General features: G+C 69.1%; 25 protein-coding genes. 19 read left to right on the top strand and 6 right to left on the bottom strand.

The window, feature by feature from the left end; all coding sequences use genetic code 11:
- Nucleotides 1-83 precede the first annotated feature (83 nt).
- The 8 genes from typA (at nucleotide 84) to BW971_RS11005 (ending at nucleotide 10,030) form a co-directional block, all read left to right on the top strand.
- A complete protein-coding gene (gene typA, locus BW971_RS11040) occupies nucleotides 84-1,994 on the top strand; it encodes a translational GTPase TypA (RefSeq protein WP_076479500.1) in 1,911 nt (636 codons plus the stop codon).
- A 12-nt stretch (nucleotides 1,995-2,006) separates the two neighbouring features.
- Nucleotides 2,007-3,980: an ABC transporter family substrate-binding protein gene (locus tag BW971_RS11035; protein WP_083709752.1), complete on the top strand. Its 1,974-nt coding sequence runs from the start codon at nucleotides 2,007-2,009 to the stop codon at nucleotides 3,978-3,980.
- Nucleotides 3,980-4,870 (top strand): N-acetyl-1-D-myo-inositol-2-amino-2-deoxy-alpha-D-glucopyranoside deacetylase, encoded by an 891-nt coding sequence (gene mshB / locus BW971_RS21130; RefSeq protein ID WP_076479815.1) that lies wholly within the window; start codon nucleotides 3,980-3,982, stop codon nucleotides 4,868-4,870. The genes BW971_RS11035 and mshB overlap by 1 nt, the downstream gene beginning before the upstream one ends.
- Entirely contained in the window at nucleotides 4,867-5,238 is a 372-nt protein-coding gene (locus BW971_RS11025) for a hypothetical protein (protein ID WP_076479498.1), read from the top strand. The genes mshB and BW971_RS11025 overlap by 4 nt, the downstream gene beginning before the upstream one ends.
- A 17-nt stretch (nucleotides 5,239-5,255) precedes the next feature.
- On the top strand, nucleotides 5,256-6,392 hold the full coding sequence (locus BW971_RS11020) for an FO synthase (RefSeq protein WP_076479496.1): 1,137 nt from the start codon (nucleotides 5,256-5,258) through the stop codon (nucleotides 6,390-6,392).
- Nucleotides 6,389-7,906, top strand: a complete 1,518-nt coding sequence (locus BW971_RS11015; RefSeq protein WP_143690308.1) for a flavin-containing monooxygenase — start codon at nucleotides 6,389-6,391, stop codon at nucleotides 7,904-7,906. The genes BW971_RS11020 and BW971_RS11015 overlap by 4 nt, the downstream gene beginning before the upstream one ends.
- A gap of 97 nt (nucleotides 7,907-8,003) precedes the next feature.
- Nucleotides 8,004-9,212 (top strand): 7,8-didemethyl-8-hydroxy-5-deazariboflavin synthase CofG, encoded by a 1,209-nt coding sequence (cofG, locus tag BW971_RS11010; RefSeq protein ID WP_076479811.1) that lies wholly within the window; start codon nucleotides 8,004-8,006, stop codon nucleotides 9,210-9,212.
- A complete protein-coding gene (locus tag BW971_RS11005) occupies nucleotides 9,212-10,030 on the top strand; it encodes a hypothetical protein (RefSeq protein ID WP_143690306.1) in 819 nt (272 codons plus the stop codon). Before cofG ends, BW971_RS11005 begins: the two co-directional genes overlap by 1 nt.
- On the opposite strand, the gene BW971_RS11000 is transcribed toward BW971_RS11005, so the two are convergent.
- From BW971_RS11000 to BW971_RS20870, 4 genes are all read right to left on the bottom strand, one after another.
- Entirely contained in the window at nucleotides 9,961-10,605 is a 645-nt protein-coding gene (locus BW971_RS11000) for a TetR/AcrR family transcriptional regulator (RefSeq protein ID WP_076479494.1), read from the bottom strand. The genes BW971_RS11005 and BW971_RS11000 overlap by 70 nt on opposite strands.
- A gap of 73 nt (nucleotides 10,606-10,678) precedes the next feature.
- A complete protein-coding gene (locus BW971_RS10995; protein WP_234974356.1) occupies nucleotides 10,679-11,110 on the bottom strand; it encodes a rhodanese-like domain-containing protein in 432 nt (143 codons plus the stop codon).
- Entirely contained in the window at nucleotides 11,107-11,670 is a 564-nt protein-coding gene (locus BW971_RS10990) for a cysteine dioxygenase (protein WP_076479492.1), read from the bottom strand. Before BW971_RS10990 ends, BW971_RS10995 begins: the two co-directional genes overlap by 4 nt.
- Nucleotides 11,671-11,869: 199 nt before the next feature.
- Nucleotides 11,870-13,234, bottom strand: coding sequence for a NupC/NupG family nucleoside CNT transporter (locus BW971_RS20870; RefSeq protein WP_083709745.1), 1,365 nt, complete (start codon nucleotides 13,232-13,234; stop codon nucleotides 11,870-11,872).
- A gap of 206 nt (nucleotides 13,235-13,440) precedes the next feature.
- Between BW971_RS20870 and fdxA the strand changes: the two genes are divergently transcribed.
- Nucleotides 13,441-13,767, top strand: coding sequence for a ferredoxin (gene fdxA / locus BW971_RS10970; RefSeq protein ID WP_076479490.1), 327 nt, complete (start codon nucleotides 13,441-13,443; stop codon nucleotides 13,765-13,767).
- A complete protein-coding gene (gene dapC / locus BW971_RS10965; protein WP_076479488.1) occupies nucleotides 13,764-14,897 on the top strand; it encodes a succinyldiaminopimelate transaminase in 1,134 nt (377 codons plus the stop codon). The genes fdxA and dapC overlap by 4 nt, the downstream gene beginning before the upstream one ends.
- A gap of 13 nt (nucleotides 14,898-14,910) precedes the next feature.
- Here the strand turns inward: dapC and dapD are convergent, their stop codons facing one another.
- Nucleotides 14,911-15,867, bottom strand: a complete 957-nt coding sequence (gene dapD / locus BW971_RS10960) for a 2,3,4,5-tetrahydropyridine-2,6-dicarboxylate N-succinyltransferase (protein ID WP_076479486.1) — start codon at nucleotides 15,865-15,867, stop codon at nucleotides 14,911-14,913.
- A gap of 52 nt (nucleotides 15,868-15,919) precedes the next feature.
- Here dapD and dapE point away from each other — a divergent pair, with 52 nt between their 5' ends.
- The 9 genes from dapE to BW971_RS10915 all read left to right on the top strand — a co-directional run bounded on the left by dapE (nucleotide 15,920) and on the right by BW971_RS10915 (nucleotide 23,837).
- Nucleotides 15,920-17,032 carry a succinyl-diaminopimelate desuccinylase gene (gene dapE / locus BW971_RS10955; protein ID WP_076479805.1) on the top strand — a complete coding sequence of 371 codons (1,113 nt, stop codon included), beginning with the start codon at nucleotides 15,920-15,922 and terminating at the stop codon, nucleotides 17,030-17,032.
- A 37-nt stretch (nucleotides 17,033-17,069) separates the two neighbouring features.
- Complete coding sequence (locus BW971_RS10950) at nucleotides 17,070-17,876, top strand: LOG family protein (RefSeq protein WP_076479803.1); 807 nt, start codon at nucleotides 17,070-17,072, stop codon at nucleotides 17,874-17,876.
- Nucleotides 17,873-18,409, top strand: coding sequence for an LOG family protein (locus BW971_RS10945; RefSeq protein WP_076479484.1), 537 nt, complete (start codon nucleotides 17,873-17,875; stop codon nucleotides 18,407-18,409). Before BW971_RS10950 ends, BW971_RS10945 begins: the two co-directional genes overlap by 4 nt.
- 79 nt (nucleotides 18,410-18,488) lie before the next feature.
- Entirely contained in the window at nucleotides 18,489-20,219 is a 1,731-nt protein-coding gene (locus tag BW971_RS10940; RefSeq protein WP_234974377.1) for a long-chain-acyl-CoA synthetase, read from the top strand.
- A 67-nt stretch (nucleotides 20,220-20,286) separates the two neighbouring features.
- Complete coding sequence (gene folP / locus BW971_RS10935; RefSeq protein WP_083709819.1) at nucleotides 20,287-21,093, top strand: dihydropteroate synthase; 807 nt, start codon at nucleotides 20,287-20,289, stop codon at nucleotides 21,091-21,093.
- Nucleotides 21,090-22,115 (top strand): glucosyl-3-phosphoglycerate synthase, encoded by a 1,026-nt coding sequence (locus BW971_RS10930; protein WP_076479479.1) that lies wholly within the window; start codon nucleotides 21,090-21,092, stop codon nucleotides 22,113-22,115. The genes folP and BW971_RS10930 overlap by 4 nt, the downstream gene beginning before the upstream one ends.
- Nucleotides 22,116-22,175: 60 nt before the next feature.
- Nucleotides 22,176-22,574, top strand: a complete 399-nt coding sequence (locus tag BW971_RS10925; protein WP_076479799.1) for a DivIVA domain-containing protein — start codon at nucleotides 22,176-22,178, stop codon at nucleotides 22,572-22,574.
- 180 nt (nucleotides 22,575-22,754) lie between these two features.
- A complete protein-coding gene (locus BW971_RS10920; protein WP_076479797.1) occupies nucleotides 22,755-22,922 on the top strand; it encodes a DUF3117 domain-containing protein in 168 nt (55 codons plus the stop codon).
- Nucleotides 22,923-22,949: 27 nt separating this feature from the next.
- Complete coding sequence (locus tag BW971_RS10915) at nucleotides 22,950-23,837, top strand: putative RNA methyltransferase (protein ID WP_076479477.1); 888 nt, start codon at nucleotides 22,950-22,952, stop codon at nucleotides 23,835-23,837.
- On the opposite strand, the gene glgA is transcribed toward BW971_RS10915, so the two are convergent.
- Entirely contained in the window at nucleotides 23,819-24,982 is a 1,164-nt protein-coding gene (glgA, locus tag BW971_RS10910; RefSeq protein WP_200799414.1) for a glycogen synthase, read from the bottom strand. The two genes, BW971_RS10915 and glgA, sit on opposite strands and share 19 nt — an antisense overlap.
- Nucleotides 24,983-25,004 lie beyond the last annotated feature (22 nt).

Raw genomic sequence — 25,004 nt, 5'->3', positions numbered from 1 at the left:
TACCCTTGTCGGCGTCGGTACGGCGGACGCGTCGGCCCGGCGCTTTTGTGTTGCCCTCGATATCAGCCGACCGGAGACGCTCAGTGACACCTGTTCCCAACTTCCGCAACGTCGCGATCGTCGCGCACGTCGACCACGGCAAGACCACCCTGGTCGACGCGATGCTGCGTCAATCCGGTGTCTTCGGCGAACGCGCGGAACTCGTCGACCGCGTCATGGACTCCGGTGATCTCGAGCGCGAGAAGGGCATCACCATCCTCGCCAAGAACACCGCCGTGCACCGTCGCCAGCCCGACGGCACCGAGGTGATCATCAACGTCATCGACACCCCCGGTCACGCCGACTTCGGTGGTGAGGTGGAGCGCGGCCTGTCGATGGTCGATGGTGTGGTGCTGCTCGTCGACGCGTCCGAGGGCCCGCTGCCGCAGACCCGGTTCGTGCTGCGCAAGGCGCTGGCCGCGTCACTGCCGGTGATCCTGGTGGTCAACAAGACCGACCGTCCCGACGCCCGCATCGAGGAGGTGGTCTCCGACAGTCAGGACCTGCTGCTCGACCTGGCCTCCGACCTCGACGACGCCGCCGCCGAGGCCGCGGAACTGGCCCTGGACCTGCCGGTGCTGTACGCCTCCGGTCGCGCCGGGGTGGCCGCCACGGCCCAGCCCGCCGACGGTGAGGTCCCCGGGGGCGAGAACCTCGATCCGTTCTTCGACGTCCTGCTCGACTATGTGCCCGCACCCAAGGGTGATCCCGAGGCGCCGCTGCAGGCGCACGTGACCAACCTCGACGCATCGGCGTTCCTCGGTCGGTTGGCCCTGGTCCGCATCCACAACGGCACCCTGCGCAAGGGGCAGAGCGTGGCCTGGATGCGTGAGGTCGACGGTGAATCCGTCGTCGAGCGGGCCAAGATCACCGAACTGCTGGCCACCGTCGGCGTGGACCGTGTCCCGGCGGAGTCGGCCGTGGCCGGCGACATCGTCGCCGTGGCGGGTATGGCCGACATCATGATCGGCGACACCCTGGCCGACCCGGAGAACCCGGTGGCCCTGCCCCGGATCACCGTCGACGAACCGGCGATCTCGGTGACCGTCGGCACCAACACCTCGCCGCTGGCCGGTCGGGTCAGCGGACACAAACTGACCGCCCGCATGGTCAAGAGCCGCCTCGACAGCGAACTGATCGGCAACGTGTCGCTGCGGGTCCTCGACATCGGCCGCCCCGACGCCTGGGAGGTGCAGGGCCGCGGTGAGCTGGCCCTGGCGATCCTCGTCGAGCAGATGCGCCGCGAGGGCTTCGAACTGACCGTCGGCAAGCCGCAGGTGGTGACGCGTCAGGTCGACGGCAAACTGCACGAACCCTTCGAGAACCTCACCGTCGACGTACCCGAGGAGTACCTCGGTGCGGTCACCCAGCTGCTGGCCGCGCGCAAGGGCCGGATGGAGCAGATGAACAACCACGGCACCGGCTGGGTGCGGATGGAGTTCGTGGTGCCGTCGCGTGGCCTGATCGGCTTCCGTACCGACTTCCTCACCGAGACCCGCGGCACCGGCATCGCCAACGCGGTGTTCGAGGGGTACGGGCCATGGTCCGGTGAGATCCGGGCACGACACACCGGGTCGCTGGTCAGCGACCGTTCCGGCACCGTCACCCCGTTCGCGATGATCCAGCTCGCCGACCGCGGCACCTTCTTCGTCGAACCGGGTGCCGACACCTACGAGGGCATGGTGGTGGGTATCAACCCGCGCGCCGAGGATCTCGACATCAACGTCACCCGCGAGAAGAAGCTCACCAACATGCGGCAGTCGTCGGCGGATGTGATGGAGACGCTGGCCAAGCCGATGCAGCTCGACCTCGAGGCCGCGATGGAGTTCTGTGCCGCCGACGAATGCGTCGAGGTCACCCCCGAGGTGGTGCGCGTGCGCAAGGTGCACCTCGAGGCCACCGTGCGTGTTCGGGAGCGGTCCCGCGCGAAGGCCCGCAACCAGTCGGTGAGTTAGGCCCGGTGTCGGGTGGGGACGACTCATTCGGGACGTGGCGGCGGCGGTGAGGAGCGCACGATCGGCGAGACGGTGAGGACGGCGGCCCGGGCGGTGTCGGGAGCCGTGGTGTTCGCGGTGGTGCTGGTGCTCGCGGGCTGTTCGGCCGACCCGCCGCCCCCCCAACAGCAGCGCAGCGAACCGGTCGAGGCCACCCCCAACGAACCGCAGGGTGAGCAGATCACCGTGGCCGTCGACACCGTGGGTGTCGGGTTCAACCCGCATCTGGTCGCCGACCAGGGTCCGGTGACCACCGCCCTCGCGACGATGACGCTGCCCAGCCCGTTCCGGTCGGTTCAGACCCCCACCGGGGTGACCCGACAGCCCGACCCGGCGGTCGTGGCCGGCGTGGACGTGAGCGACCAGGCACCGTTCACGGTGACCTATCGGCTGCAGCAGGACGCCCAGTGGTCCGACGGCCTGCCGGTCACCGCCGAGGACTTCATCTACCTCTGGCAGCAGATGACCCGTCAACCCGGCGTCATCGGTGGTGCCGGGTATCGGCTCATCGACGGCATCGAGTCGCGGTCCGGGGGCAAGGTCGCGGTGGTCCGGTTCACCCGCGCGTACCCCGGTTGGCGTGATCTGTTCAGCGGCCTGTTGCCGTCCCACGCGTTGCGCGGATCGCCGTCGGCGTTCCAGACCGGCATGGACACGGGGTTGCCCCTCTCCGCGGGCCCGTTCACCATCGCCAACATCGACCGCAGCCGCGACGAGGTCCGGTTGATCCGCAACGACCGGTACTGGAAGACCCCCGCGGTCCCCGGCCGTCTGGTGCTGCGTCGTGCGGGTACCGACGCCCAGCTCGCCGCGTCGGTGCGTTCCGGTGACTCCGGGGTGGCCGTGTTACCCGCGAGTCCGGCCGTCCAGTCGCAGCTGACCGCCATCCCGGGTGTCCGCACCGGCCGTACCTCCGACAGCCGTGCGTTCGGGGTCACCGCCAACACCCGCACCCCGGCGATGTCGGACCCGAACGTCCGCAAGGCGGTGATGGGTCTGATCGATCCGCAGCTCCTGTCCTTCGCCAGCGCGGGCGACGACGTGGTCACCCCGTTCGCCAACCCGGTGCTCGCGCCGTCACAACCCGGGTACTTCCCGGTCGACCGTCGCACCCTCGACCCCGGTGACGTGGACAGCCTGCTCGGGGCCGCCGGATTCCACCACACGCCACCGCGCAGCGACACCGCGACGACCACGGGACCGGCCCCCACCGCGACGACCACCGAGGAACCCACTCCGTCGGTGACCCCGACCACCACGCCGGACACCACCGTGGCGCCGTCGTCGACGGCCCTGCCGCGTGGTGTGCAACCGCTGTCCCGTGGCGACGACGAGCTCTCGCTGCAGGTCGGCGTGGTCACCGGTGATCAGCGCGCCGGGGCGGGTGCGGCCGCGCTGGTCGATCAGCTCCACAAGGCGGGCATCGCCGCCTCGGTGACCGCCCTGACGCCCGCGGAACTGTACGGCAGCGCGTTGACCGGCGGCAGGGTCGACCTCGTCGTCGGATGGTCGGCGACGGCAGTGGCGCCCGCCACCGACCTGGCGTCCCGGGTCGACTGCCGACCGGTCGAACCCACCGGCTCCACCGCCTCGGAGTCGTCGACCCCGACCGCCTCGGCCACACCGACGAACTCGCCCACACCGACAACACCCGGCGGGTCCGCGTCGACGGCGCCGTCGGCAGAGGAGGTGTCCTACACCGGCAACGTGTCCGGACTCTGCGATCCGCAGTTGAGCGCGATCGCCGACCGCGCCATCGGCGCGGTCGATCCCGCCGACGATCTGCGCGCCGCCGCGTCGATCCTCGCCGACCGCGATGTCTACCTGCCGGTATACGAGGACTCCCTGTTCACCCTGGCCGGCCCCGGCACCACCGGGGTACCGCAGACCGGGCCCGCGGGGTCGGCGATCTTCGGGTCCGCACCGACGTGGGGTACCGACTCGTGATCCGAGACGCGGGGTCGAGCCGTCGCCTGCTGGTGCTGCACGCGCACCCCGACGACGAGTCGATCATGACCGGCGGCACCATTGCCCGGTACCTCGACGCGGGCGTCGACGTCACCGTGGTCACCTTCACCCTGGGCGAGGAGGGTGAGGTCATCGGGGACACCTGGGCGCAGCTCGTCGCCGACGGCGGGGCCGATCAGCTCGGCGGGTACCGGATCGGTGAGTTGGCCTCGGCTCTGGACGTACTCGCCGGGGCCGGTGCCCTACGACCGCGGTTCCTCGGTGGGGCCGGCCACTGGCGCGACTCCGGGATGGCCGGATCCCCGGCCGCCGAGCATCCCCGGGCGCTGGTCAACGCGTCCCCGGACGAGCCGGTGACCGCGTTGGCCGACATCATCGCCGAACTGCGACCCCAGGTGGTGATCGGGTACGACCCGGCGGGTACCTACGGCCATCCCGACCACCGGCAGGTCTACCGCATCTCCACAGAGGCCGTCGCGGCCGCGGCCGACCGCTGGCGGGTGGACAAGCACTACTGGTCGGTCACCGCGCGGACGCCGTTGATCGACGGCATCGGCGCGGCGCGGTCGCTGCCCGCCGGCTGGCGGATGCCGGCGGACGGCGAGCTGCCCAGTTACCCCGACGACGAGGTGAGTACCGCCGTCGACGTGTCCGCAGTGTACGACCGCAAGGTCGAGGCGCTGCGGCGGCACGCCACCCAGGTGACCGTGGCACCGTCCGGGACCGAATACGCACTGTCGAACAACATCCTGCAACCCATCCTGGCCGAGGAGCACTTCATCCTGGTCGAGGGTGAGCGCGGCGAGACCGACGCCACGGGTCGCGAACGAGACCTGTTCGCCGGCGTGACCGGAGCGCGAGGGCGATGAGTCGCGAACAGTGGGTCGGGCGGGGGCTCCTGGTGGCGCTCGGGGTAGACGGCTTCGTGGTCGGGTTGTTGTCGGTGGTGTTCCTGGGGACCCACGTGGGCTCGGTTCCGGTCCCGTTGTCGGCGATCGTCGGGGGACTGGTCACCGGGGGTCTGGTCTACCTGGCGGCCCTGTATACCGCCGGCCCCGCGCGTTGGGCGCCGCTGGTCGGTTGGGTGATCGCGGTCGGGATCGGTCTGCTCGGCGGCCCCGGGGGTGATGTACTGACCGTCGGCGACTGGCGGGTGTTGGTGCTCATCGTCTGTGGTGCCGGATTCCCGGCGCTGCTGACCTGGACCGACCGGCTGCCGAACCCGGGATCGTCCTGACCGATACAGTCGAGAACATGGTTGGCAGGGCATCGCGCCGCGCGCACTGGGGGCAGGAACAGCTCGCGCCGGTCGACGACGTGCGGTCCGCCCTGGTCGCGGTGCGGGACGACGCCACCCAGGTCGGCGACGACCAGTGGGCCGCGCTGCTCGGTGCCGACGGCCCCGAACTCGAGGAACTGGCCGTGGTCGCCGACGCCGTCCGTCGGGACCGGGTCGGTGACGACCTGACCGTGGTGGTGAACCGAAATCTCGACACCGCCGCGGTCGTCGGATTCGACGATCCGCGTCGGTTGGAGGACCTGGTCGGCGAGGCGGTCGCGGCGGGTGCCACCGAGATCTGCATGCAGGGCGGGGTTCCCGCCGACGCCGATCCGGCGCTCTACCTGGACATCCCGCGCCGCATCGTGACCGCCGCACCCGGCCTGCATCTGCACGCCTACCGCCCCCCGGAGCTGCTCGACGCGGCCCGGCGGCTCCACCTGCCGCTGGACGAGGTGCTCGGCGAACTGTGCGCTGCCGGCGTCGCCTCGGTGCCCGGGACCGCGGCACAGATCCTCGACGACGACATCCGTTCAGCGTTGACCGGTGTCGGCGCGGTGTTTCCGACGGCCGATTGGGTGCGGACGATCAGCGCGGCCCACGGCGCGGGTCTGCGGTCCACCGCGACGCTGGTCTACGGACACCTCGAGACCCGTACCCAGCAGGTCGCCCACCTGCGCACCCTGGCCGGGATCCAGGCCCGCACCGGTGGGTTCACCGAGCTGATCCCGATGCCGGTACAGCAGGCGATGGCCCCCCCGGAGCTGCGCGATCAGGCCGGGGCCGGTCCCGGTGCGCGCGAGACCCGCGCCGTGCACGCCGTGGCGCGGTTGCTGCTGGCCGGGTCGATCGACCACATACAGGTGGCCTGGACCAAACTCGACCGGGAGGTGGTGCTCGACGTGTTGCGCGGTGGCGTCGACGACCTCGGTGGGCTGCTGCTCGACGGTGTCCTGATGCCCGAGGCCGGTGCCGAGGCCGGGCGTGTCCTCACCCCGGCTGACGTCGCGCAAATCGCCGCCGAACTGGGGCGTCCCGTTCGTCAGCGCACCACCCTGTACGACGACCCGCCCGCCGACGCGGTGACGGTGACCGCCGCGGAGCGCGTGTGACCGCGGGTGTGGCCACCGCCGAGGTGGCGGTGGCACGACGCGAGGTCGACGTCGTGATCGCCGGCGCCGGTTTCGCGGGCATCGGGATGGGGATCCGGTTGCGCCGACGGGGTCGCGAATCGTTCGTGATCCTCGAGCGCGCCGACGAGGTCGGCGGCACCTGGCGCGACAACAGCTATCCCGGGGTCGGTAGCGACGTCCCCGCCCACGTGTACTCGTTCAGCTTCCGGCCGCCGGGGGACTGGGCGTCGGTCTTCGCCACGGGGACCGAGATCCGGCAGTACCTGCAACGTGCCGTCGACGACGAAGACCTCGCCGATCACCTCCGGCTGGGGTGTGAGCTGATCGACGCACGGTGGTCGGCGCAGCGGCAGCGCTGGCTCGTCGAGACCGGTGACGGACCGATCGTCGCCCGCGTGCTGATCACCGCGTTCGGTCGACTCACCGAACCCCACACACCCGATGTCCCCGGTCTGGAGTCGTTCGCCGGCGAACGGTTCCACACCTCCCGCTGGCGACACGACAGCGATCTCGACGGCGCCAGGATCGGTGTGGTCGGCACCGGTGCGTCCGCCGTGCAGGTGGTGCCCCACCTGGCCGGACGAGCTCACGAGCTGGTGGTGTTCTCGCGGAGTGCGCCGTATGTGTTGCCGCGCAACGACCGTCGCTACACCGACGCCGAGCGTGCCGAGCTGCGGACCGGTGCGGCCGCGTCCGCGTTACGGGAGCAGATCTTCGCCGACGCCGACACCGCCTTCGTGCAACGTCGCAGCGGCCGGCCCGAGATCGCCGAGATCCGTTCGCGGGCCCTGGGGCATCTCGCGGCAGAGGTGACCGACGACCGGTTGCGTGCACAACTCACCCCCGACTACGAGATCGGCTGCAAACGCATCGTCTTCAGTGACGACTGGTATCGCACGCTGCAGGCCCGGCACGTCACCGTGGAACCGTCCGCGCTGCAGGAGGTCCGGGGTTCCGAGGCGGTCGCCGCGTCGGGGTCGCGGTACCGACTGGACGCGCTGATCCTGGCCACCGGATTCGATGCCGCGCGACCGACCTTCGCGCGCCGGATCACCGGCCGAGGGGATGTCACCCTCTACGAGCACTGGTCGGCGGGCATGGTCTCCTATGCTTCCACCACGGTGCACGGATTCCCCAACATGTTCGTCCTCGACGGTCCCAACGCGGCGCTCGGGCACAATTCGGCGATCTTCATGATCGAGACCCAGATCGATTACGTCCTCGGCGCTGTGGACCACCTCGCCGCGACCGGCACCGCGGTCATCGAGGTGACCGCGGCGGCCGAGGACGGCTACACCCGGGAGATCGAGCGACGCAGCGCCGGAACGGTCTGGATGCAGGGATGCCGCAACTGGTACGTCGATGCCGGCACCGGTCGGCTCACCCTGCTCTGGCCCGGGACCGGGGCCTCGTTCCGTGAGCTCAACGGCACCTTCGACCCCGGGCCGTACACCCGCCAACCGCACCGACGGAGGAGTCACGTCTGTGTCTGACGAACGCGTCGACCTACCCACCCCCGCCATCCCCGACCGCCATGTGGTGTCCGAGGGCCTGCCGTCTCCGGAACGGATGCGCGCCGCCCTGGACCGGATGACCACACCCGGCGGGACGGGTCCGTCCGATACCCCAGATGTCTCCGATGTCGAGGTGCTGTTGGCCGCGCGCGGCGACGAGTTGGTCCGGTTGCGGGCCGCCGCGGCGGACATGCGCGACGCCGGGTTGGTCGCGGCCGGTCGGCCGGGCCAGATCACCTACTCGCGCAAGGTGTTCATCCCGCTGACCCGACTGTGCCGCGACCGCTGCCACTACTGCACGTTCGTCACCGTCCCCGGCCGCCTTGCCCGGGCGGGCCAGGGCGCCTACCTGGAGATCGACGAGGTGGTCGAGATCGCCCGGCAGGGTGCGCGTCTCGGATGCAAGGAAGCACTGTTCACCCTGGGTGACCGCCCCGAGGACCGGTGGCCCGCGGCGCGGGAATGGCTCGACGCGCGGGGTTACACCTCCACCATCGACTACGTCCGGGCCGCGGCGGCGGCGGTGCTCGCGCAGACAGGTCTGCTGCCACACGCCAACCCCGGTGTGATGACGGTCGAGGAGATGCGCACGCTGAAGACCGTCGCCCCGTCGATGGGGATGATGTTGGAGACCACGTCCCGGCGGTTGTTCGAGGAGAAGGGGCAGGCGCATTTCGGCAGCCCCGACAAGGACCCCGCGGTCCGGTTGCGCGTGCTGGACGACGCCGGACGCGTACGGATCCCGTTCACCACCGGCATCCTGGTCGGTATCGGCGAGACCCGCCGCGACCGGGCCGAATCGATTCTCGCCATCGGTGCGGTGCACCGGCGCCACGGCCACATCCAGGAGGTGATCGTGCAGAACTTCCGGGCCAAGCCGGACACCGCGATGCGCGGGACCCCGGATGCGGAACTCGACGAGTTCCTGGCCGCCATCGCGGTCAGCAGACTGGTGCTCGGACCCGACATGCGAGTGCAGGCACCGCCGAACCTGGTGTCCGAGCAGGAATGCCGCGACCTGATCGATTCGGGCGTCGACGACTGGGGTGGGGTGTCACCGCTGACCCCCGACCACGTGAACCCCGAACGGCCGTGGCCCAACCTCGACGTACTCGCCGAGATCACGGCCGCCTGCGGGCACACCCTCACCGAACGCATCACCGCGCAACCGCCCTACGTGCTCGCCGGTCCACCCTGGATCGACGATGGGCTGCTCGACGACGTCGCGGCCCTGGCCGACCCGCTGACCGGGTTGGCCGGCGCGGGGACCCGGGTGCACGCGTGATGAGCCCCGGTCTGGTGGGCAAGGCCGTCGAGAAGACCGGCGTACCGAGCGCCGACCACCCGGTGATCGACGACCGCCGGATCGCCGAAGCCCTGTACACCGCAACCGGTCTGATCAACCCGATACTGGGGACCCTCGCCTACGCGGACCCGACCGGGCTGAAACGGCACATCCTGGCCGAGGCCGTGCACTCCTGGCACCCTCGGGGTGCGTTCGCGATCCCCGGGACCGTCGTCACCAAGGTCGTCGACGGACTGACCTGGGCCGTCGACGCCGCCGAACTGCCGGGTACGCCCACCTGGCGTGAACTGCCGGTGCAGGACCGGGCCGACTGGTGGCTTAATCGGGTCGGCACGTTCACCACCGCGCTGGTTGCCTACCCGGGGGTCCTCGGTGCACTGGCCAATCGGTTGCCGCTGCAGGACTTCCTGGGCTTCCTCCAGCAGGCGGTACTGCTGTGTGCCGTACAGCGCGAATACGGCATCCACGACCGGTACCGGCAGGCCGATCTGTTGGCGGAGGTGCTGTGCGATCGGCATATCGACTCCGCCCGATTGCTCGCCGCCCCGGCGCCCGCCGACGAGTCGGCGGTCTCGGGCTCGCGGCTCTCGCCGCGTGGACTGCTCGACGCCGTCCGGACCCTGCGGTCGAGCTACGGCGAGATCGTCGACGAACTGCGCAAGCGGCCCGCGCCGCGTCAGCCGTGGCGGCTGCTCAGCGAGCTACCGGTGATCGGTGCGCCCGCCGACTACGTGGGGGAGCGCCTGGCTCTGCGCGAGGCCGGTCGTGAACTGCTCCGGGCCGTCGAGGCGCGCTGAGCCGCACCGTCGTCGGCGGTGTGGGTCCGGAGGAACGTCGTCGCCAGGGCGCCGATGTCGTCGCGAGTGGGTTGCCGTCCGGTGAGGACGAGGTAGAGCACGGGGCCGACGAGTTCCGCGACCGCCCGCGGCCCGGGTTCGGCGCCGGTCGCGGTGCGGATGACGCGAGAAGCGCTGGCGGCGAACAGGTCGTGCTGGTGCACCAGGGTCGCCACCTGCTGGTCGTGCTGCGCCTCACCGAGCAGGGCGCGGTAGGCGAGCCCGGCAGTCGACGAGGTGAGAAAACAGACCAACGCGTCGAGGTAGGCGGGCAGGTCGGCATACGCGTCCGTGCCGTCGTCCAGCCCGAGTTCCTCGCGCGCGTCGTCGACACACGCCTCGATGAGGATGTGTGCCTTCGTCGGCCACCATCGGTACAGGGTCATCCGCCCGACTCCGGCCCGGTCGGCGATCCCCTTCATCGTCATCGCCGAGTAACCGATCTCGACCAACAGGTCGTCGACGGCGTGCAACACCGCGGTTCGCGCGTCCTCGCTGCGCGGGCGGCCGCGAGCGGAGCGCTGGTCCGATGTCACCTCAGCAGTGTAACTAGGCACCGTGTTCTGCAAAGAAGTCGTACGGAGGCGCGCGGTGCCGATTCACATGGCGCTAGACGCGTGGCGCCCCGCGCCGTGCGGGAACCGACGGTCGGGGGCCGAGGACGTCGGTGAGGGCGTGGTAGCCGCCGACGACATCGGTGGCGCGATGCAGACCCAGCTGGTGCAGGGCCGCCGCGGCCAGGCTGGAGGTGTAACCCTCCGAACACAACACGATCCACCGCACGTCGTGATCGACGGCCTCCGGAATGCGTGCGTCGCTGGACGGGTCGCAGCGCCACTCCAATACGTTGCGTTCGATCACCAGAGCACCGTCCACGTCGCCTTCGGCGGCGCGCTGCGCGGCGGGCCGGATGTCCACCAGGACGGCGCCACCGGCGACCTCACCGGTCACCGCGGCCGCGTCGAGTCGCTCGTACTGGTCACGCGCCGTTTGCAGGACGTCGTCGATGGTGGTCATGAGGGCTCCGAACGGTGTGGTCATTCCGGTACGTCCGTCAGGACGGTGCTGGTCCGCCGCAACGACTGGTGATCGGTCACCTCGTAGTACGACATCGCCGTCAGCGGCGGCGAGTAGGCGTGCACGCTCAGCGTCGGTTCCGAGGTGATCGGACTGGCGGGGTTGCGCATCACATCGTGCACCCACCCCAGCCCGAACGCACCCTGATCACCCTCGTCGAGGGTCCGGGCGCGCAGATCCTCACCGGTCCACCGATACTCCACCAACGACCCGGAGAGGACGGTCAGCGCGCCCAACGACCCGGCATGATCGTGCAGTTCGGTCGATTCGTCGGGAGTCCAGCTGATCAACCACAGGTCGAGATCGTCATCGGAGTGCAGACGCGTCGACCACCGCGTCTCCCGATCCCAGTGGTCGGGGAGCAGACGGTCGTAGTGACCGTCTATCACGTCGGCCGCACCCTGGTCGGTGATGCGGAGCAGGTCGGGGAGTCGGAAGCGCGTGGGCAGCGCACCCCGCGAACGGGTGTCCAGACGGGGCCGGGTGGGAGCGGTGGTGGTCGGGCGACTCAGCGTCGAGGTCATGTGGGAACTCCGGGACGAAGGGGTGGGGTCGGGTCAGATCCGCCGACAACAACTCCCCGCCGGTCCCCGTTCGACCGTCATCGCCTGCTCGGCTCCATCGCAAGATGTGCTCACCCGGTCCACTGTGGTGAACAGCGATGGATCGGTCGAGGATTACGGTCACCCCGATCCGAAACCCCTCTCTGCGCAGGTCAGAGAGTCAGCTGATCAGCCCGACGATGGTCGCACTGATGAAACTGACCAGGGTGGCGCCGTAGAGCAGCCGCAGACCGAAACGTGCGACCGCCCGACCCTGCATCCCGTCCAGGCTGCGGACGGCGCCCGCGATGATGCCGATCGACGAGAAGTTGGCGAACGACACCAGGAAGGTGGACACGATCGCCGTGGTGCGTGGCGAGAGATCCGAGGCGGATCGCAACTGCGTCATGGCAACCACCTCGTTGGTGACGAGCTTGGTCGCCATGAACTCACCCGCCCGCACACACTCGTGCCACGGGATGCCCGTGAGATACGCCAGCGGCGAGAACACGTGCCCCAGGACGTCCTGGAACGTCGTGCCATGGAACAGGCCGGAGAAGATTCCGTTGAGCAGGGAGATCAGCGCGATGAAACCGATCAGCATCGCCGCGACCGTGATGGCGACCTTGAAGCCGTCCAAGATGTACTCCGCCAACATCTCGAAGAACGACTGCCGCTTCCCTGTGCGGGCGGAGGCGGGTAATCGCAGCAGCCGCGTCCAGCGGTCGTACAGTGTCGGCCGGCCGAGCTCCTCGTCCGCCACCGGCACCGCCGCGACCTGCTGCGCCGGTCCCGTCACCGGGCCGTCGCCCTGCTGCTCGGCTGCCGTCACCGTCTCGGCGCCCGCGGCGAGCAGGGCCGCGTCCTCCTCCCTGGTCACCGTGTACGGATTGAGCAACGACACCACGATGAACGCGCCGAACAGGTTGAGCAGGATCGCCGCGATCACGTACCGCGGTTCGATCAGCTGGATGTAGGCACCCAGGATCGACGCCGACACCGTCGACATGGCGGACGCGGCGAGGGTGTACATGCGCTGCGGGGGGATGTGCGGGAGCAGCTTCTTCACCGAGATGAAGACCTCGGACTGACCGAGCAGGGCCGAGGCCACCGCGTTGTACGACTCCAGTTCCCCCAGCCCGTTGACCTTGGACAGCAGCAGGCCGAGGTACTTGATGATCAGCGGCAGTACCCCGATGTACTGCAGGATGCCGATCAACGCCGAGATGAACACGATCGGCATCAACACGGTGAGCAGGAACGGGGCACCGGTGTCGCTGTCGGCGCCGACCGTCATCAGATCGCCGAAGACGAACTTCGTGCCGTCGCCGGCATACTGGAGGAGCCGGGTGAACGCGCTGCTGATGCCGTTCACGATGCTCTCGCCCACCCCGGTCTTCAGCATCACCAGCGCCAGCACGAACTCGATGGCGAGCAACAGCGCCACCCACGGCAGTTTCGCGAGCAACAACGCGCGGTTGGTGCTGGGTGCCCAGGCGAGGACCAGGAAGACCACGAGACCGATGACGCCGATGAGGATGTGCATCCCCGCATGGTCTCCCGAGGGGGCGCACTCCGCAGGCCGACGTCGAGACCCGACACCCCGATTTCGTCCGACGGCGACAGGGCGGGATACTGGGCTGGTCGAAGTGGGTGCCCTGCGGGGTGTCCGTCCGCGTCGTGTGCTCAGCCCGCATCGCGACGCGGAAGCCAACGTGCCGACGGGCGCGTGCGGAATCGAAGGAGTGGTTGGTGACCTACATCATCGCCGAGCCCTGTGTGGACGTGCTGGACAAGGCTTGTGTGGAGGAATGCCCGGTCGACTGCATTTACGAGGGCGAGCGGATGCTCTACATCCAGCCCGACGAATGCGTCGACTGTGGTGCCTGCGAGCCGGTGTGCCCGGTCGAGGCGATCTTCTACGAGGATGATGTGCCCGACGAGTGGGAACCCTATGTTGCCGCCAACGTCGACTTCTTCGACGACCTCGGGTCGCCAGGAGGTGCAAGCAAGGTCGGCACCACCGCGGCCGACCCCGCGTTCATCAAGGGGCTGCCGCCCATGAACACCGAAGAGTGACAGCACGCGCGCGGGGGACGGGTCGTCGCGTCAGCGCCTCGCTGCCCGACTTCCCGTGGGATTCGTTGGCCGACGACAAGCGTCGGGCCGCCGGGCACCCGGACGGGATCGTCGACCTGTCGGTGGGCACCCCGGTCGACGAGGTGGACCCGCTGATCCGTGACGCGCTGTACGCCGCGTCCGGATTTCCCGGTTACCCGACCACCCTGGGCACTGCCGAACTGCGTTCCGCAGCGGCGGCTGCGCTGAGTCGCCGATACGGCGTCGCGGGCGTCGACGAACACGCGATCCTGCCGGTCATCGGCACCAAGGAGGCCATCGCCGGGATCGTCGGCGAACTGGGTCTCGGCCCCGGTGACACGGTGGTCATCCCGGAGATCGCCTACCCGACCTACGAGGTCGCGGCGCTGTTGGCGGGGGCCACCGCGGTCCGTGCCGATTCGGTGGGCGCGCTCGGGTCGACCAACCCGCGGTTGATCTTCCTGAACTCGCCGTCGAATCCCACCGGGACGGTGCTCGGCATCGACCACCTGCGCACGGTGATCACGTGGGCTCGAGAGCGTGGTGTGATCGTGGTGTCCGACGAGTGCTACCTGGGGCTGACCTGGGAGGGCGAGGCAGCGTCGATCCTCGACCCGCGCGTCACCGACGGCGACCTCACCGGTCTGCTGGCGGTGCACTCATTGTCCAAGATCTCCAACCTGGCCTCCTACCGCGCCGGCTTCCTGGCCGGTGACCCCGCACTCGTCGCCGAATTGCTGGCCGTACGCAAACACGCGGGTCACATCGTGCCGTACCCGGTCCAGGCGGCCATGACCGCGGCGCTCGCCGACGACGAGCACGTCGACGTGCAGCGGGAGCGCTACCGATCGCGCCGGGTGGTGCTGCACACCGCCCTGCGGCACGCCGGATTCCGGGTGGATCGGTCGGAAGCGGGGCTCTATCTGTGGGCGACGCGCGGCGAACCCTGCCGCGACACCGTCGCGTGGCTTGCCGACCTGGGCATCCTGGTGGCACCGGGCGACTTCTACGGCCCGACCGCCGGACAGCACGTGCGTTTCGCCCTCACCGCCACCGACGAGCGGATCGCGGCCGCCGCGGCCCGACTGGCCGCGGCCGCCCCGGACTGACGGCGCGGACCGGTCAGTCGTTCGCGTGCAGGGCGGCGTTCAGTTCCACGCCTCCGCCCTTCCAGGGGACCACCTCGACGGCCCCGCTGATGCTGTTGCGGCGGAACAGCAGGTTCGACGTGCCCGACAGCGTCCCCGCCTTGGCGGTGGTGCCGTCCGGACCGGTGACCTTGGTGCCCGCGGTCACGTAGAGGCCTGCCTCGATCACGCAGTCGTCGCCGAGGGAGATCCCGCAGCCGGAGTTCGCGCCCAGCAGGCAGCGTTCGCCCAGGGAGATGACCTCTTTGCCTCCACCGGACAGGGTGCCCATGATCGACGCGCCGCCGCCGACGTCGGTGCCGTCGCCCACCACCACGCCTGCGGAGACCCGGCCCTCGACCATCGACGTCCCCAGCGTGCCGGCGTTGTAGTTCACGAAGCCCTCGTGCATCACCGTGGTGCCCGCGGCCAGGTGGGCACCCAGTCGTACCCGGTCGGCGTCGGCGATGCGGACTCCGGTGGGAACCACGTAGTCGACCATCCGCGGAAACTTGTCCACCCCGAACACGGTCACGGGTCCACGAGCGCGCAACCGGATCCGGGTGGTCTCGAAGTCCTCGATCGCACACGGCCCGGCGCTGGTCCAGACCACGTTGGCCAACAGGCCGAAGACGCCCTCGAGGTTCAGCGCGTGCGGAGCCGCGTACCGATGCGACAACAGATGTAGCCGCAGGTAGACGTCGTGGGTGTCGACCGGCTGTGCCGACAGGTCGGAGATGGTGGTGCGCACCGCGACCACCCGGACCCCACGGTCGGCATCGGATCCCACCGCCACGCGGAACTGTTCGGGAACGTCGTCGTCGTGGAGCTCCACGGTCCCGGAATCGTCGGCCACGCCGACCTCCGGGTTCGGGTACCAGGTGTCGAGGACCTGACCGCCGTCGGAGATGGTGGCCAGCCCGGTCGCGAAAGCGCCTGTCGTCTCTGTCACGCGGGTGAGTCTACGCAGCGGTCCCGGCGCACCCTACGGTTGATGCGTGCACATCACCCCGACCCTCGATCTGCGTTCCGATCCCATCGAACTGACCGCCGCGCTGATCGACATCCCGAGCGAATCACGTGACGAGATGGTGATCGCCGACGCCGTGGAGACCGCACTGCGTGCTCAGGTGCCCCACCTCGAGGTGCTGCGTCACGGTAATCGGGTGCTGGCCCGCACCGACCTCGGGCGACCCAGCCGGGTGATCCTGGCCGGTCACCTCGACACGGTTCCCATCGCCGACAACGTCCCCGGTCGTCGCGAGCCGGACGGGCCGGAGGGCGACGTGTTGCACGGCTGCGGCACCGTCGACATGAAATCCGGTGACGCGGTGTTCCTGCACCTCATCGCGTCCACGGACCCCACCGATCTGACCCACGACGTCACCCTGGTTTTTTATGACTGCGAGGAGATCACCGCCGACGCGAATGGGCTCGGGTTCGTCGAGCGCGAGCTGCCGGACTGGTTGCGCGGCGACGTCGCGATCCTGGGAGAACCCACCGCGGCGCAGATCGAGGCCGGGTGTCAGGGCACGCTGCGGGTACGCCTGTCCGCATCGGGTGTCCGATCGCATTCGGCGCGGTCCTGGATGGGTGACAACGCCGTGCACAAACTCTCCCGTGTGCTCGCCGCTCTGACCGCCTACACGCCTCGCGACGTCGACATCGACGGCTGCGTGTACCGGGAGGGGCTCTCGGCGGTGCGCATCGACGGCGGGGTTGCCGGCAATGTCATCCCGGACGCCGCCTCGGTGGACGTCAACTTCCGCTTCGCCCCGGACCGCAGCGTCGAGCAGGCGATCGATCACGTGCGGGACGTGTTCGCCGGGCCCGTCGGTGACGGTTCGGTGACCCTCGAGGTCACCGACGCCGCCCCGGGTGCCCTGCCCGGTCTCGGCGATCCGGCTGCCGCGCAACTCGTCTCGGCGGCAGGGGGGCGGTTCCGGGCCAAGTACGGCTGGACGGACGTGTCCCGGTTCTCCGCGCTGGGGATCCCGGCGGTGAACCTCGGCCCCGGTGACCCCAACCTGGCGCACCGCCGTGACGAACGGGTGCCCGTCGCCCAGATCACCGAGGTCGCCGACATCCTGCGTCGTTACCTGTCGGGTACCGCGTGAAGCCCCTCGTCGGAGCGCCGTTGCTAGCGTGGCCGACATGGCCAGCACACCCCGTCCCGACCACGACGACGTTCGCTATGTGGGCGCGACCCGGGTGTCGGGGAGATCGGAGCTGACCACCGACCGCAGCCTGCTCGACACCGTCGAGCAGTCCGACGAGGCTCGAAAACAGAACCGGTTGCAGCGCGACCCGTGGCGGGTGCTGCGCATCCAGTCGGAGTTCGTCGCCGGATTCGAGGCCCTCACCGATGTGTCGCGGGCGGTGACGGTGTTCGGGTCCGCGCGCAGCGCACCCGACAGCGCCGAATACCGGCTGGGCGTCGAACTGGGCGCCGCGTTGGCCGACGCCGGCTACGCGGTGATCACCGGGGGCGGACCGGGCCTGATGGAGGCCACCAACCGGGGCGCGCACGAGGCGGGTGGTCAGTCGATCGGTCTGGGGATCGAACTGCCGGTCGAGAACTCGCTCAACGACTGGGTGGACCTCGGCATCAACTTCCGTTACTTCTTCGCGCGTAAGACGATGTTCGTGAAGTACGCGCAGGCTTTCGTCTGCCTGCCCGGTGGCTTCGGGTCGCTCGACGAATTGTTCGAGGCGTTGACCCTGGTCCAGACCCGCAAGGTGACCCGGTTCCCGATCGTGCTGCTGGGATCCGACTTCTGGGCCGGGTTGATCGACTGGATGCGCGATCGGCTGGCGGGCACCGGCAAGATCGCGTCGACCGACCTCGATCTGCTACACGTCACCGACTCGGTGGCGGAGACCTTGCGCATCATCACGGCCACCGGGCGTTCGGCCGTTCCCCCGTCCGGGATCGCGGACGAGTCCGAGACCGCGCGGTGACCGCCATCTGCGTGTACTGCGCATCGGGCGTATCCGATCCACGCCATCTCGACCTCGCCGCCGAGGTGGGCTCCGCGATCGCCCGGGCCGGGCATCAGCTCGTCTCCGGTGGTGGAAACGTGTCGATGATGGGTGCGGTGGCCAGGGCGACGCGGGCCGCGGGTGGTCACACCGTCGGTGTGATCCCGAAAGCGCTCGTGCACAGAGAGGTCGCCGACACCGACGCCGACGAGCTGGTGGTGACCGACACCATGCGCGAACGCAAACAACTGATGGACGACCGCGCCGACGCCTTCATCGCCCTGCCGGGTGGACTGGGGACACTCGAGGAGCTCTTCGAGACCTGGACCGGCGCAGTGCTCGGGATGCACCAGAAACCCGTTGTGCTGCTGGACCCGTTCGGCTTCTACACCCCGCTCTTGACCTGGTTGGAGGGATTGCGTGAGTCGGGTTTCGTCTCCGCACAAGGGCTGTCGATGCTGCGGCGGACCGAATCGGTGACCGACGCCATATCGCTCTGCGAATCCCGGTAGCATGCGCCCGTACCCCGAGGTGAAAGCGACGGAGCTGTTGGTGAGTAACGAATCCGCATCCAAGATCGGCCTGCTGGACATGGCTCGGGGCGTGGTCCAGATGGCGCCCGACGCCGCGACGATGGTGCGTAACGCGCCGGGTCTGGTACTGCGCAAACCGGACTCCGCGGAGACGATCGGGCTGATGTTCCAGCGGGCGGCGGGTCGCCACCCCGAGCGGCCGTTCCTGCGATTCGAGGGCACCTCGATCAGCTACGGGGAGTGCAACCGGATGGTCAACCGGCAGGCCGCGCTGCTGTCGCGACTCGGCGTGGGCGTCGGCGACGTCGTCGGCATCCTCGCCAAGAACTCGCCTGGCGCGGTGATCGCGATGCTGGCCGTGGTCAAGCTCGGCGCGGTGGCGGGCATGCTGAACTACAACCAGCGCGGCGAGGTGCTCGACCACAGCGTCGCCCTGCTCGAGGCCAAGGCGTTGCTGCTCGACCCCGATTGTCGGGAAGGACTCGACACCGTCGAGGAGTCGAGCCTGCCGCCGGAGGTGCGCGACTTCGATCAACTCGCCGAGCAGTCGGCCGGGCTCGACGACTCCGACCCCGCGGTCACCGCGACCTTGCCCGCCAAGACCAAGGCGTTCTACATCTTCACCTCCGGTACCACCGGTCTGCCCAAGGCCAGTGTGATGAGCCACTTCCGGTGGATGAAATCGATGTCGGGTATCGGTGGGATGGGTGTGCGCCTCCATTCCCACGACACCATGTACGTCGCGCTGCCGCTGTATCACAACAACGCGCTGACGGTCTCCCTGTCGTCGGTGCTGGCCGGTGGCGCGTGTATGGCGATCGGTCGCAAGTTCTCCGCGTCGAAGTTCTGGGACGACGTGATCCTCAACCGCGCCACCGCGTTCTGCTACATCGGCGAGCTCTGCCGTTACCTGGTCGCGCAGCCGGAGAAGGACACCGACCGTGCCCATGACGTGCGGCTGGTGGTCGGCAACGGGATGCGCGCGGAGATCTGGGACACCTTCAGCGACCGCTTCGGCATCGACCGCATCATCGAGTTCTACGGGGCCAGCGAACTCAACCTGGTCTTCATCAACGTGTTCAACGCCAAGCGCACCGCCGGCTTCTGCCCGTTGCCGTACAAGGTGGTTCGGTACACCGAGGACGGTGAACCCCAACGCGACGACCACGGACGACTGACCGAGGCGCGTAAGGGTGAGGCAGGGCTGCTGATCTCCGAGATCACCGATCGCAACCCCTACGACGGGTACACCGACCCGGAGGCCAGCGAGAAGAAGGTCATCCGCGACGCCTTCAAGGACGGTGACACCTACTTCAACACCGGTGACCTGGTCCGCGATCAGGGGTTCTGGCACGTGGCGTTCGTCGATCGGCTCGGCGACACCTTCCGGTGGAAGGGCGAGAACGTCGCCACCACCCAGGTCGAGGGGGCGCTGGACGCCGGTGACCAGGTCTCCCAGTCGGTGGTCTACGGCGTGGGGGTGGAGGGCAGCGACGGCAAGGCCGGGATGGCCGCCGTGACCGTCGGTGACAACTTCGATCCGAAGAAGCTGGCCGCCGAGTTGTACGATTCGCTCCCCGGCTACGCGATCCCACTGTTCGTCCGCATCGTCGACGAGCTCGAGCAGACGTCCACCTTCAAGTCCCGCAAGGTGGAGCTGCGCGACCAGGGTTACTCCGACGTCGGCGACGACAAGCTCTACGTCCTGGCGGGCCGCCAAGACGGTTACGTCGACTTCTACGACGGTTACGTCGACGACGTGGCCAAGGCAAAGGCGCCGCGTGGCTGACGGCGCATCCGCGCCTTTCTCGTCCACGTTCTGCGGTCGGCCGGTTCCCGCCGACCGGGCGCTGGTGATGGCCATCGTCAACCGCACCCCGGACTCCTTCTACTCACACACCGCCTCCGACGACGCGGCGATGGCCCGGGTCGACCAGGCCGTCGCCGAGGGCGCCGACGTCGTCGACATCGGCGGGGTGAAGGCCGGGCCGGGGGACCCGGTCGACGCGGCGCAGGAGCGCGATCGGGTGGTACCACTCATCGGACGGGTCCGCGTGGCCCATCCCGACCTGGTGATCAGCATCGACACCTGGCGCAGCGAGGTCGCCGAGGCGGCCGTCGCCGCCGGGGCCGACCTGATCAACGACACCTGGGCCGGCGCCGACGCCGCGCTGGTCTCCACGGCGGCCCGGATGGGGGCGGGCGTGGTGTGCTCGCACACCGGCGGGGCGGTCCCGCGGACCCGACCGCACCGGGTCCGATACGACGACGTGGTGGCCGATGTGACCGCCGATCTCGTCGCCCGCGCCGATACAGCGCTGCGGGCAGGGGTGAGTCGTGACTCCATCGTCATCGACCCGACACACGATTTCGGCAAGAACACCCACCACGGGCTCGCGTTGTTACGCCACGTGAACATTCTCGTTAATACCGGCTGGCCAGTGCTTATGGCGCTGAGCAACAAGGATTTTGTGGGGGAGACTCTGGGTGTACGCCTGGAAGAACGGTTGGAGGGAACCTTGGCCGCCACAGCACTCGCAGCTTCCTCGGGAGCTCGGGTGTTCCGTGTGCACGAGGTTGCCGCCACCCGCCGGGTGGTCGATATGGTTGCCGCCATCGACGGCTCCCGGCCACCCGCCCGAACAGTCAGGGGACTCGCATGACAGGTAAGGCCGCCCGTACCACCAAGGGCTCGAACGCTCGATACAAGACCGCTCTCTGGCCCGCCCCGGCGCGGGAATCCGGTGGCGACCAGAAATGGTCGGCGACCCACACCTGGGAACGTCCGGACTGGACCGTCGAGGAACTGGTGGCGGCCAAGAACGGGCGCACCGTGTCGGTGGTGCTGCCTGCGTTGAACGAGGAGGAGACGGTCGCCGACGTCATCGCGACGATCCGACCGCTGCTGGGGACGCTCGTCGACGAACTGATCGTGTTGGACTCCGGGTCCACCGACGCCACCGTGGAGCGGTCTCGGGAAGCGGGCGCGCAGGTGGTCGGTCGTGAGGAGGTCGTACCGGAGCTCGAGCCGGTTCGCGGCAAGGGCGAGGTGTTGTGGCGGTCCATCGCCGCCACCACCGGTGACCTCATAGCCTTCGTCGACTCCGACCTCATCGATCCGGACCCGATGTTCGTGCCCAAGCTGCTCGGGCCGCTGTTGGTCAACCCCGAGATCCAGCTGGTGAAGGGTTACTACCGGCGCCCGCTGCGCACCGGCGAGTCGCAGGATCACAACGGCGGTGGACGGGTGACCGAACTCGTCGCCCGCCCGTTGCTCGCGTCTCTCAAACCCGATCTCACCGCGGTGCTGCAGCCGCTCGGCGGCGAGTACGCGGGCACCCGTGAGCTGTTGGCCTCGGTACCCTTCGCGCCCGGATACGGTGTCGAGATCGGCCTGTTGGTCGACACCTACGACGCCTACGGGCTGGCCGGTATCGGCCAGGTCAACCTGGGGGTGCGAACCCACCGCAACCGCCCGTTGATCGAACTGGGCGTGATGAGCAGGCAGATCGTCGGAACGCTGATGCGTCGCTGCGGCGTCCCGGACTCGGGGGTCGGCCTCACCCAGTTCACCGCCGAGAACGACGGTTCGTTCACCCCGCACACCACCGACGTGTACCTGGAGGACCGGCCGGCGATGAACAGCGTGCACACGGCGGTCCCCACCGCCGTCCGGGCCTCCTGACCCGACGATCCGAGGCGCGCGCCGACCGCCGTGGCGGTCGACCCTGGAATACTGGGGTCGATGCAGACCCTCTTGCTCTACCTGCTGGTGATGGCCGCGGCGGTCATCGTCGTCTTCGCCGTCGTGTGGTTCGTGTTCGGACGTGGGGAAGAACTGCCCCCGTTGGAACCGGACACCACGCTGACCACGCTTCCTCGGGCCGGGATCGCCGGCAGCGACGTCCGTGAACTGCGCTTCGCGCAGACTTTTCGTGGGTACAAGCAGTCCGAGGTCGACTGGGCACTGGAAAAACTCGCCCGCGAACTCGATGAGTTGCGGGCGGTGGTGGTGACCCTGCAGGGTCGCGAGGCCAACGACTTCTCCGCCGACACCCGATCGCCGTCGCCGCCTGCGCCCGTCGAGGTCTCGCGATCCGTGGACGCCCCCGACTCGCCCACCGGTCGTTCCCCGGAGCGGTGAGCGCCCGGGAGGGGCGCGGTCGACCGGCTCACCTGCGCGACCCCGTATCATGATGCAGACCCACCAGCGGTTGAGCCCGACCCAGGGAAGTCCGTCCACCACGACGGATCACCCGTCCGATGACAACACGATCTGCAGCAGGCGCGAGTGAACGGTCTGCTGGAGAAGGGAGTATGTGAGATGGCGGCGATGAAGCCACGGACCGGAGACGGGCCCCTGGAGGCAGCCAAGGAAGGACGAGGAATCGTCGTCCGGATCCCCATCGAAGGCGGCGGGCGGCTGGTCGTCGAACTCAGCGCGGACGAGGCCGCGGCACTCGGAGAAGAACTGCGCGGCGTCACCGGCTGACCCGCGATCGCGAAGCTCACCCGTGTGATGGCGCCCGGCGCCATGTCGTTGGCGCAGGTCTACGACCTGCTCCGCTGCCCGGTCTGCGCCGACCTCTTCGACCTCGACGACCGCACGCTGCTCTGCGCGCGCGGGCACGCCTTCGACATCGCCAGACAGGGTTACGTCTCGCTGCTGTCGGGGCGGCAGGTGGTCGGTCTGCGGGCCGACACCGCCGACATGCTCGACGCTCGCGACCGGGTGATGCGTGCGGGTCTGCTCGACCCGATCCGGGATCGGGTGGCCGCGTCGTGCGTCGGCACCACGACACTCGAGGTGGGAGCGGGAACCGGCCACTATCTCGCCGGTTGTGTCCAGGCCGGACCGGACGGATCGCGAGGGGTGGGAATCGACCTCTCCAAGGTGAGCGCCCGCCGGGTGGCCCGGATTCATCCGGACGTTGGTGCGGTGGTCGCCGACGCCTGGAAACCCTGGCCGATAGGTGATCATGTGGTGCACACCGTGTTGTCGGTGTTCTCACCGCGCAACACCGAGCAGTGTCGGCGCGTGCTCACCGATGACGGGGCGCTGGTGATGGTGACGCCGACCGATCGTCATCTGCACGAACTGATCGAGCCGATGGGCATGATCGGGGTGGACGAGGAGAAGACTCAGCGCATCGACAGCGCGGTGCACGGGGTGTTCGACCGTTGGGAGCGCAATCGGGTGGAGTACACCGTCGCGGTGCCCCGATCCGGGGTGATCGACCTGGTCCGGATGGGTCCCTCGGCGTTCCATCGCTCCGACGCCGAGATCGTGGGCCGCGCCGCACGGTTACCCGACGTCGTCGACGTCACCTTCTCGGTGGTGCACAGCGTGTTCGTCCCCGCGCCGGCGCCTGCCGAGCCGAACGCTGTTCAGCGCACCGAATCGTAGACGGCGATCGTCTGCTCGGCGATGCTGTCCCAGGAGAACTCGGCGATGGTGCGTTCGCGGCCGGCGACACCCATGGCCGCGGCCCTCTGCGGATCACGGACCAGGGTGTTCACGGCGGCGGCCAGATCGCGTTCGAAGTCCTCGTCGCGGTCCGCGTCGTAGTGCACCAGCAACCCGGTGACACCGTCGTCGACGACCTCCGGGATGCCACCGACATCGGAGGCGACCACCGCGGTGCCGCAGGCCATCGCCTCCAGGTTCACGATTCCCAGCGGCTCGTAGATGGACGGGCATACGAACACTGTTGCCGCCGAGAGTATCTCGTCGATACGCGGCTGCGGCAACATCTCCTGGATCCAGTGCACACCGGCACGATCGGTGGACAACTGCTCCACCGCGGCGGCGATCTCCGCACCGATCTCCGGGGTGTCGGGCGCCCCGGCGCACAACACCAGCTGGATGTCGGGGTCGAACGCGTGGGCGGCGGCGACCAGGTGGCGTACGCCCTTCTGCCGGGTGATCCGACCGACGAACGCGACGATCGGCCGGTCCGGGTCGATGCCGAGCGCACGCAGCGTGGACTCCTCGGTGAACGGTTCGGTGACCGGATGCCACGTCCCGGTGTCGATGCCGTTGCGCACCACATGCACTCGCGCCGGATCCAGCCGTGGGTAGGCATCCAGCACATCGGCCCCCATACCGGAACTGACCGCGATCACCGCGTCGGCGTACTCCACCGCATTGCGTTCCACCCAGGACGAGATGCGGTAGCCGCCGCCGAGTTGTTCTGCCTTCCAGGGCCGTCGCGGTTCCAGCGAGTGTGCGGTGAGCACGTGGGGGACCCCGTACAGTTCGCCGGCCAGATGGCCCGCGAGTCCGGTGTACCAGGTGTGCGAGTGCACCACGTCGGCTCCCGCCGCACCGACCACCATCCGCAGATCTGCCGACAGCGTGGTGAGCGCCGCGTTTGCACCCTCCAGGGCCGGGTCGATCCCGAACACCTCGGCGGTCTCGCGGGGCGCGCCCATGCACAACACGTCCACGGTGGCGAGTTGTCTGAGGTGACGGACCAGTTCGGTGACGTGGACTCCCGCACCCCCGTAGACCTCGGGCGGATACTCACGGGTCATCATCGCCACTCGCATGGAGATGACGCTAACGCGCCAC

Origin of the sequence: Williamsia sterculiae (assembly GCF_900156495.1) — a bacterium.
GTDB lineage: Bacteria > Actinomycetota > Actinomycetes > Mycobacteriales > Mycobacteriaceae > Williamsia_B > Williamsia_B sterculiae.
Note: the sequence above shows the minus strand (reverse complement) of the source record. Positions and strands in the feature narration are given on the sequence as shown.

What these genes read in the sequence shown, in the direction of transcription:
- BW971_RS11025 (WP_076479498.1), top strand. Translation starts at nt 4,867, where the DNA reads ATGAGTCGCGAACAGTGGGTCGGGCGGGGGCTCCTGGTGGCGCTCGGG.
- BW971_RS11020 (WP_076479496.1), top strand. Translation starts at nt 5,256, where the DNA reads ATGGTTGGCAGGGCATCGCGCCGCGCGCACTGGGGGCAGGAACAGCTC.
- cofG (WP_076479811.1), top strand. Translation starts at nt 8,004, where the DNA reads ATGACCACACCCGGCGGGACGGGTCCGTCCGATACCCCAGATGTCTCC.
- BW971_RS11005 (WP_143690306.1), top strand. Translation starts at nt 9,212, where the DNA reads ATGAGCCCCGGTCTGGTGGGCAAGGCCGTCGAGAAGACCGGCGTACCG.
- BW971_RS10995 (WP_234974356.1), bottom strand. Translation starts at nt 11,110, where the DNA reads ATGACCACACCGTTCGGAGCCCTCATGACCACCATCGACGACGTCCTG.
- BW971_RS10990 (WP_076479492.1), bottom strand. Translation starts at nt 11,670, where the DNA reads ATGACCTCGACGCTGAGTCGCCCGACCACCACCGCTCCCACCCGGCCC.
- BW971_RS20870 (WP_083709745.1), bottom strand. Translation starts at nt 13,234, where the DNA reads ATGCACATCCTCATCGGCGTCATCGGTCTCGTGGTCTTCCTGGTCCTC.
- BW971_RS10950 (WP_076479803.1), top strand. Translation starts at nt 17,070, where the DNA reads ATGGCCAGCACACCCCGTCCCGACCACGACGACGTTCGCTATGTGGGC.
- BW971_RS10940 (WP_234974377.1), top strand. Translation starts at nt 18,489, where the DNA reads ATGGCTCGGGGCGTGGTCCAGATGGCGCCCGACGCCGCGACGATGGTG.
- folP (WP_083709819.1), top strand. Translation starts at nt 20,287, where the DNA reads ATGGCCATCGTCAACCGCACCCCGGACTCCTTCTACTCACACACCGCC.
- BW971_RS10930 (WP_076479479.1), top strand. Translation starts at nt 21,090, where the DNA reads ATGACAGGTAAGGCCGCCCGTACCACCAAGGGCTCGAACGCTCGATAC.
- BW971_RS10925 (WP_076479799.1), top strand. Translation starts at nt 22,176, where the DNA reads ATGCAGACCCTCTTGCTCTACCTGCTGGTGATGGCCGCGGCGGTCATC.
- BW971_RS10920 (WP_076479797.1), top strand. Translation starts at nt 22,755, where the DNA reads ATGGCGGCGATGAAGCCACGGACCGGAGACGGGCCCCTGGAGGCAGCC.
- BW971_RS10915 (WP_076479477.1), top strand. Translation starts at nt 22,950, where the DNA reads ATGGCGCCCGGCGCCATGTCGTTGGCGCAGGTCTACGACCTGCTCCGC.
- glgA (WP_200799414.1), bottom strand. Translation starts at nt 24,982, where the DNA reads ATGCGAGTGGCGATGATGACCCGTGAGTATCCGCCCGAGGTCTACGGG.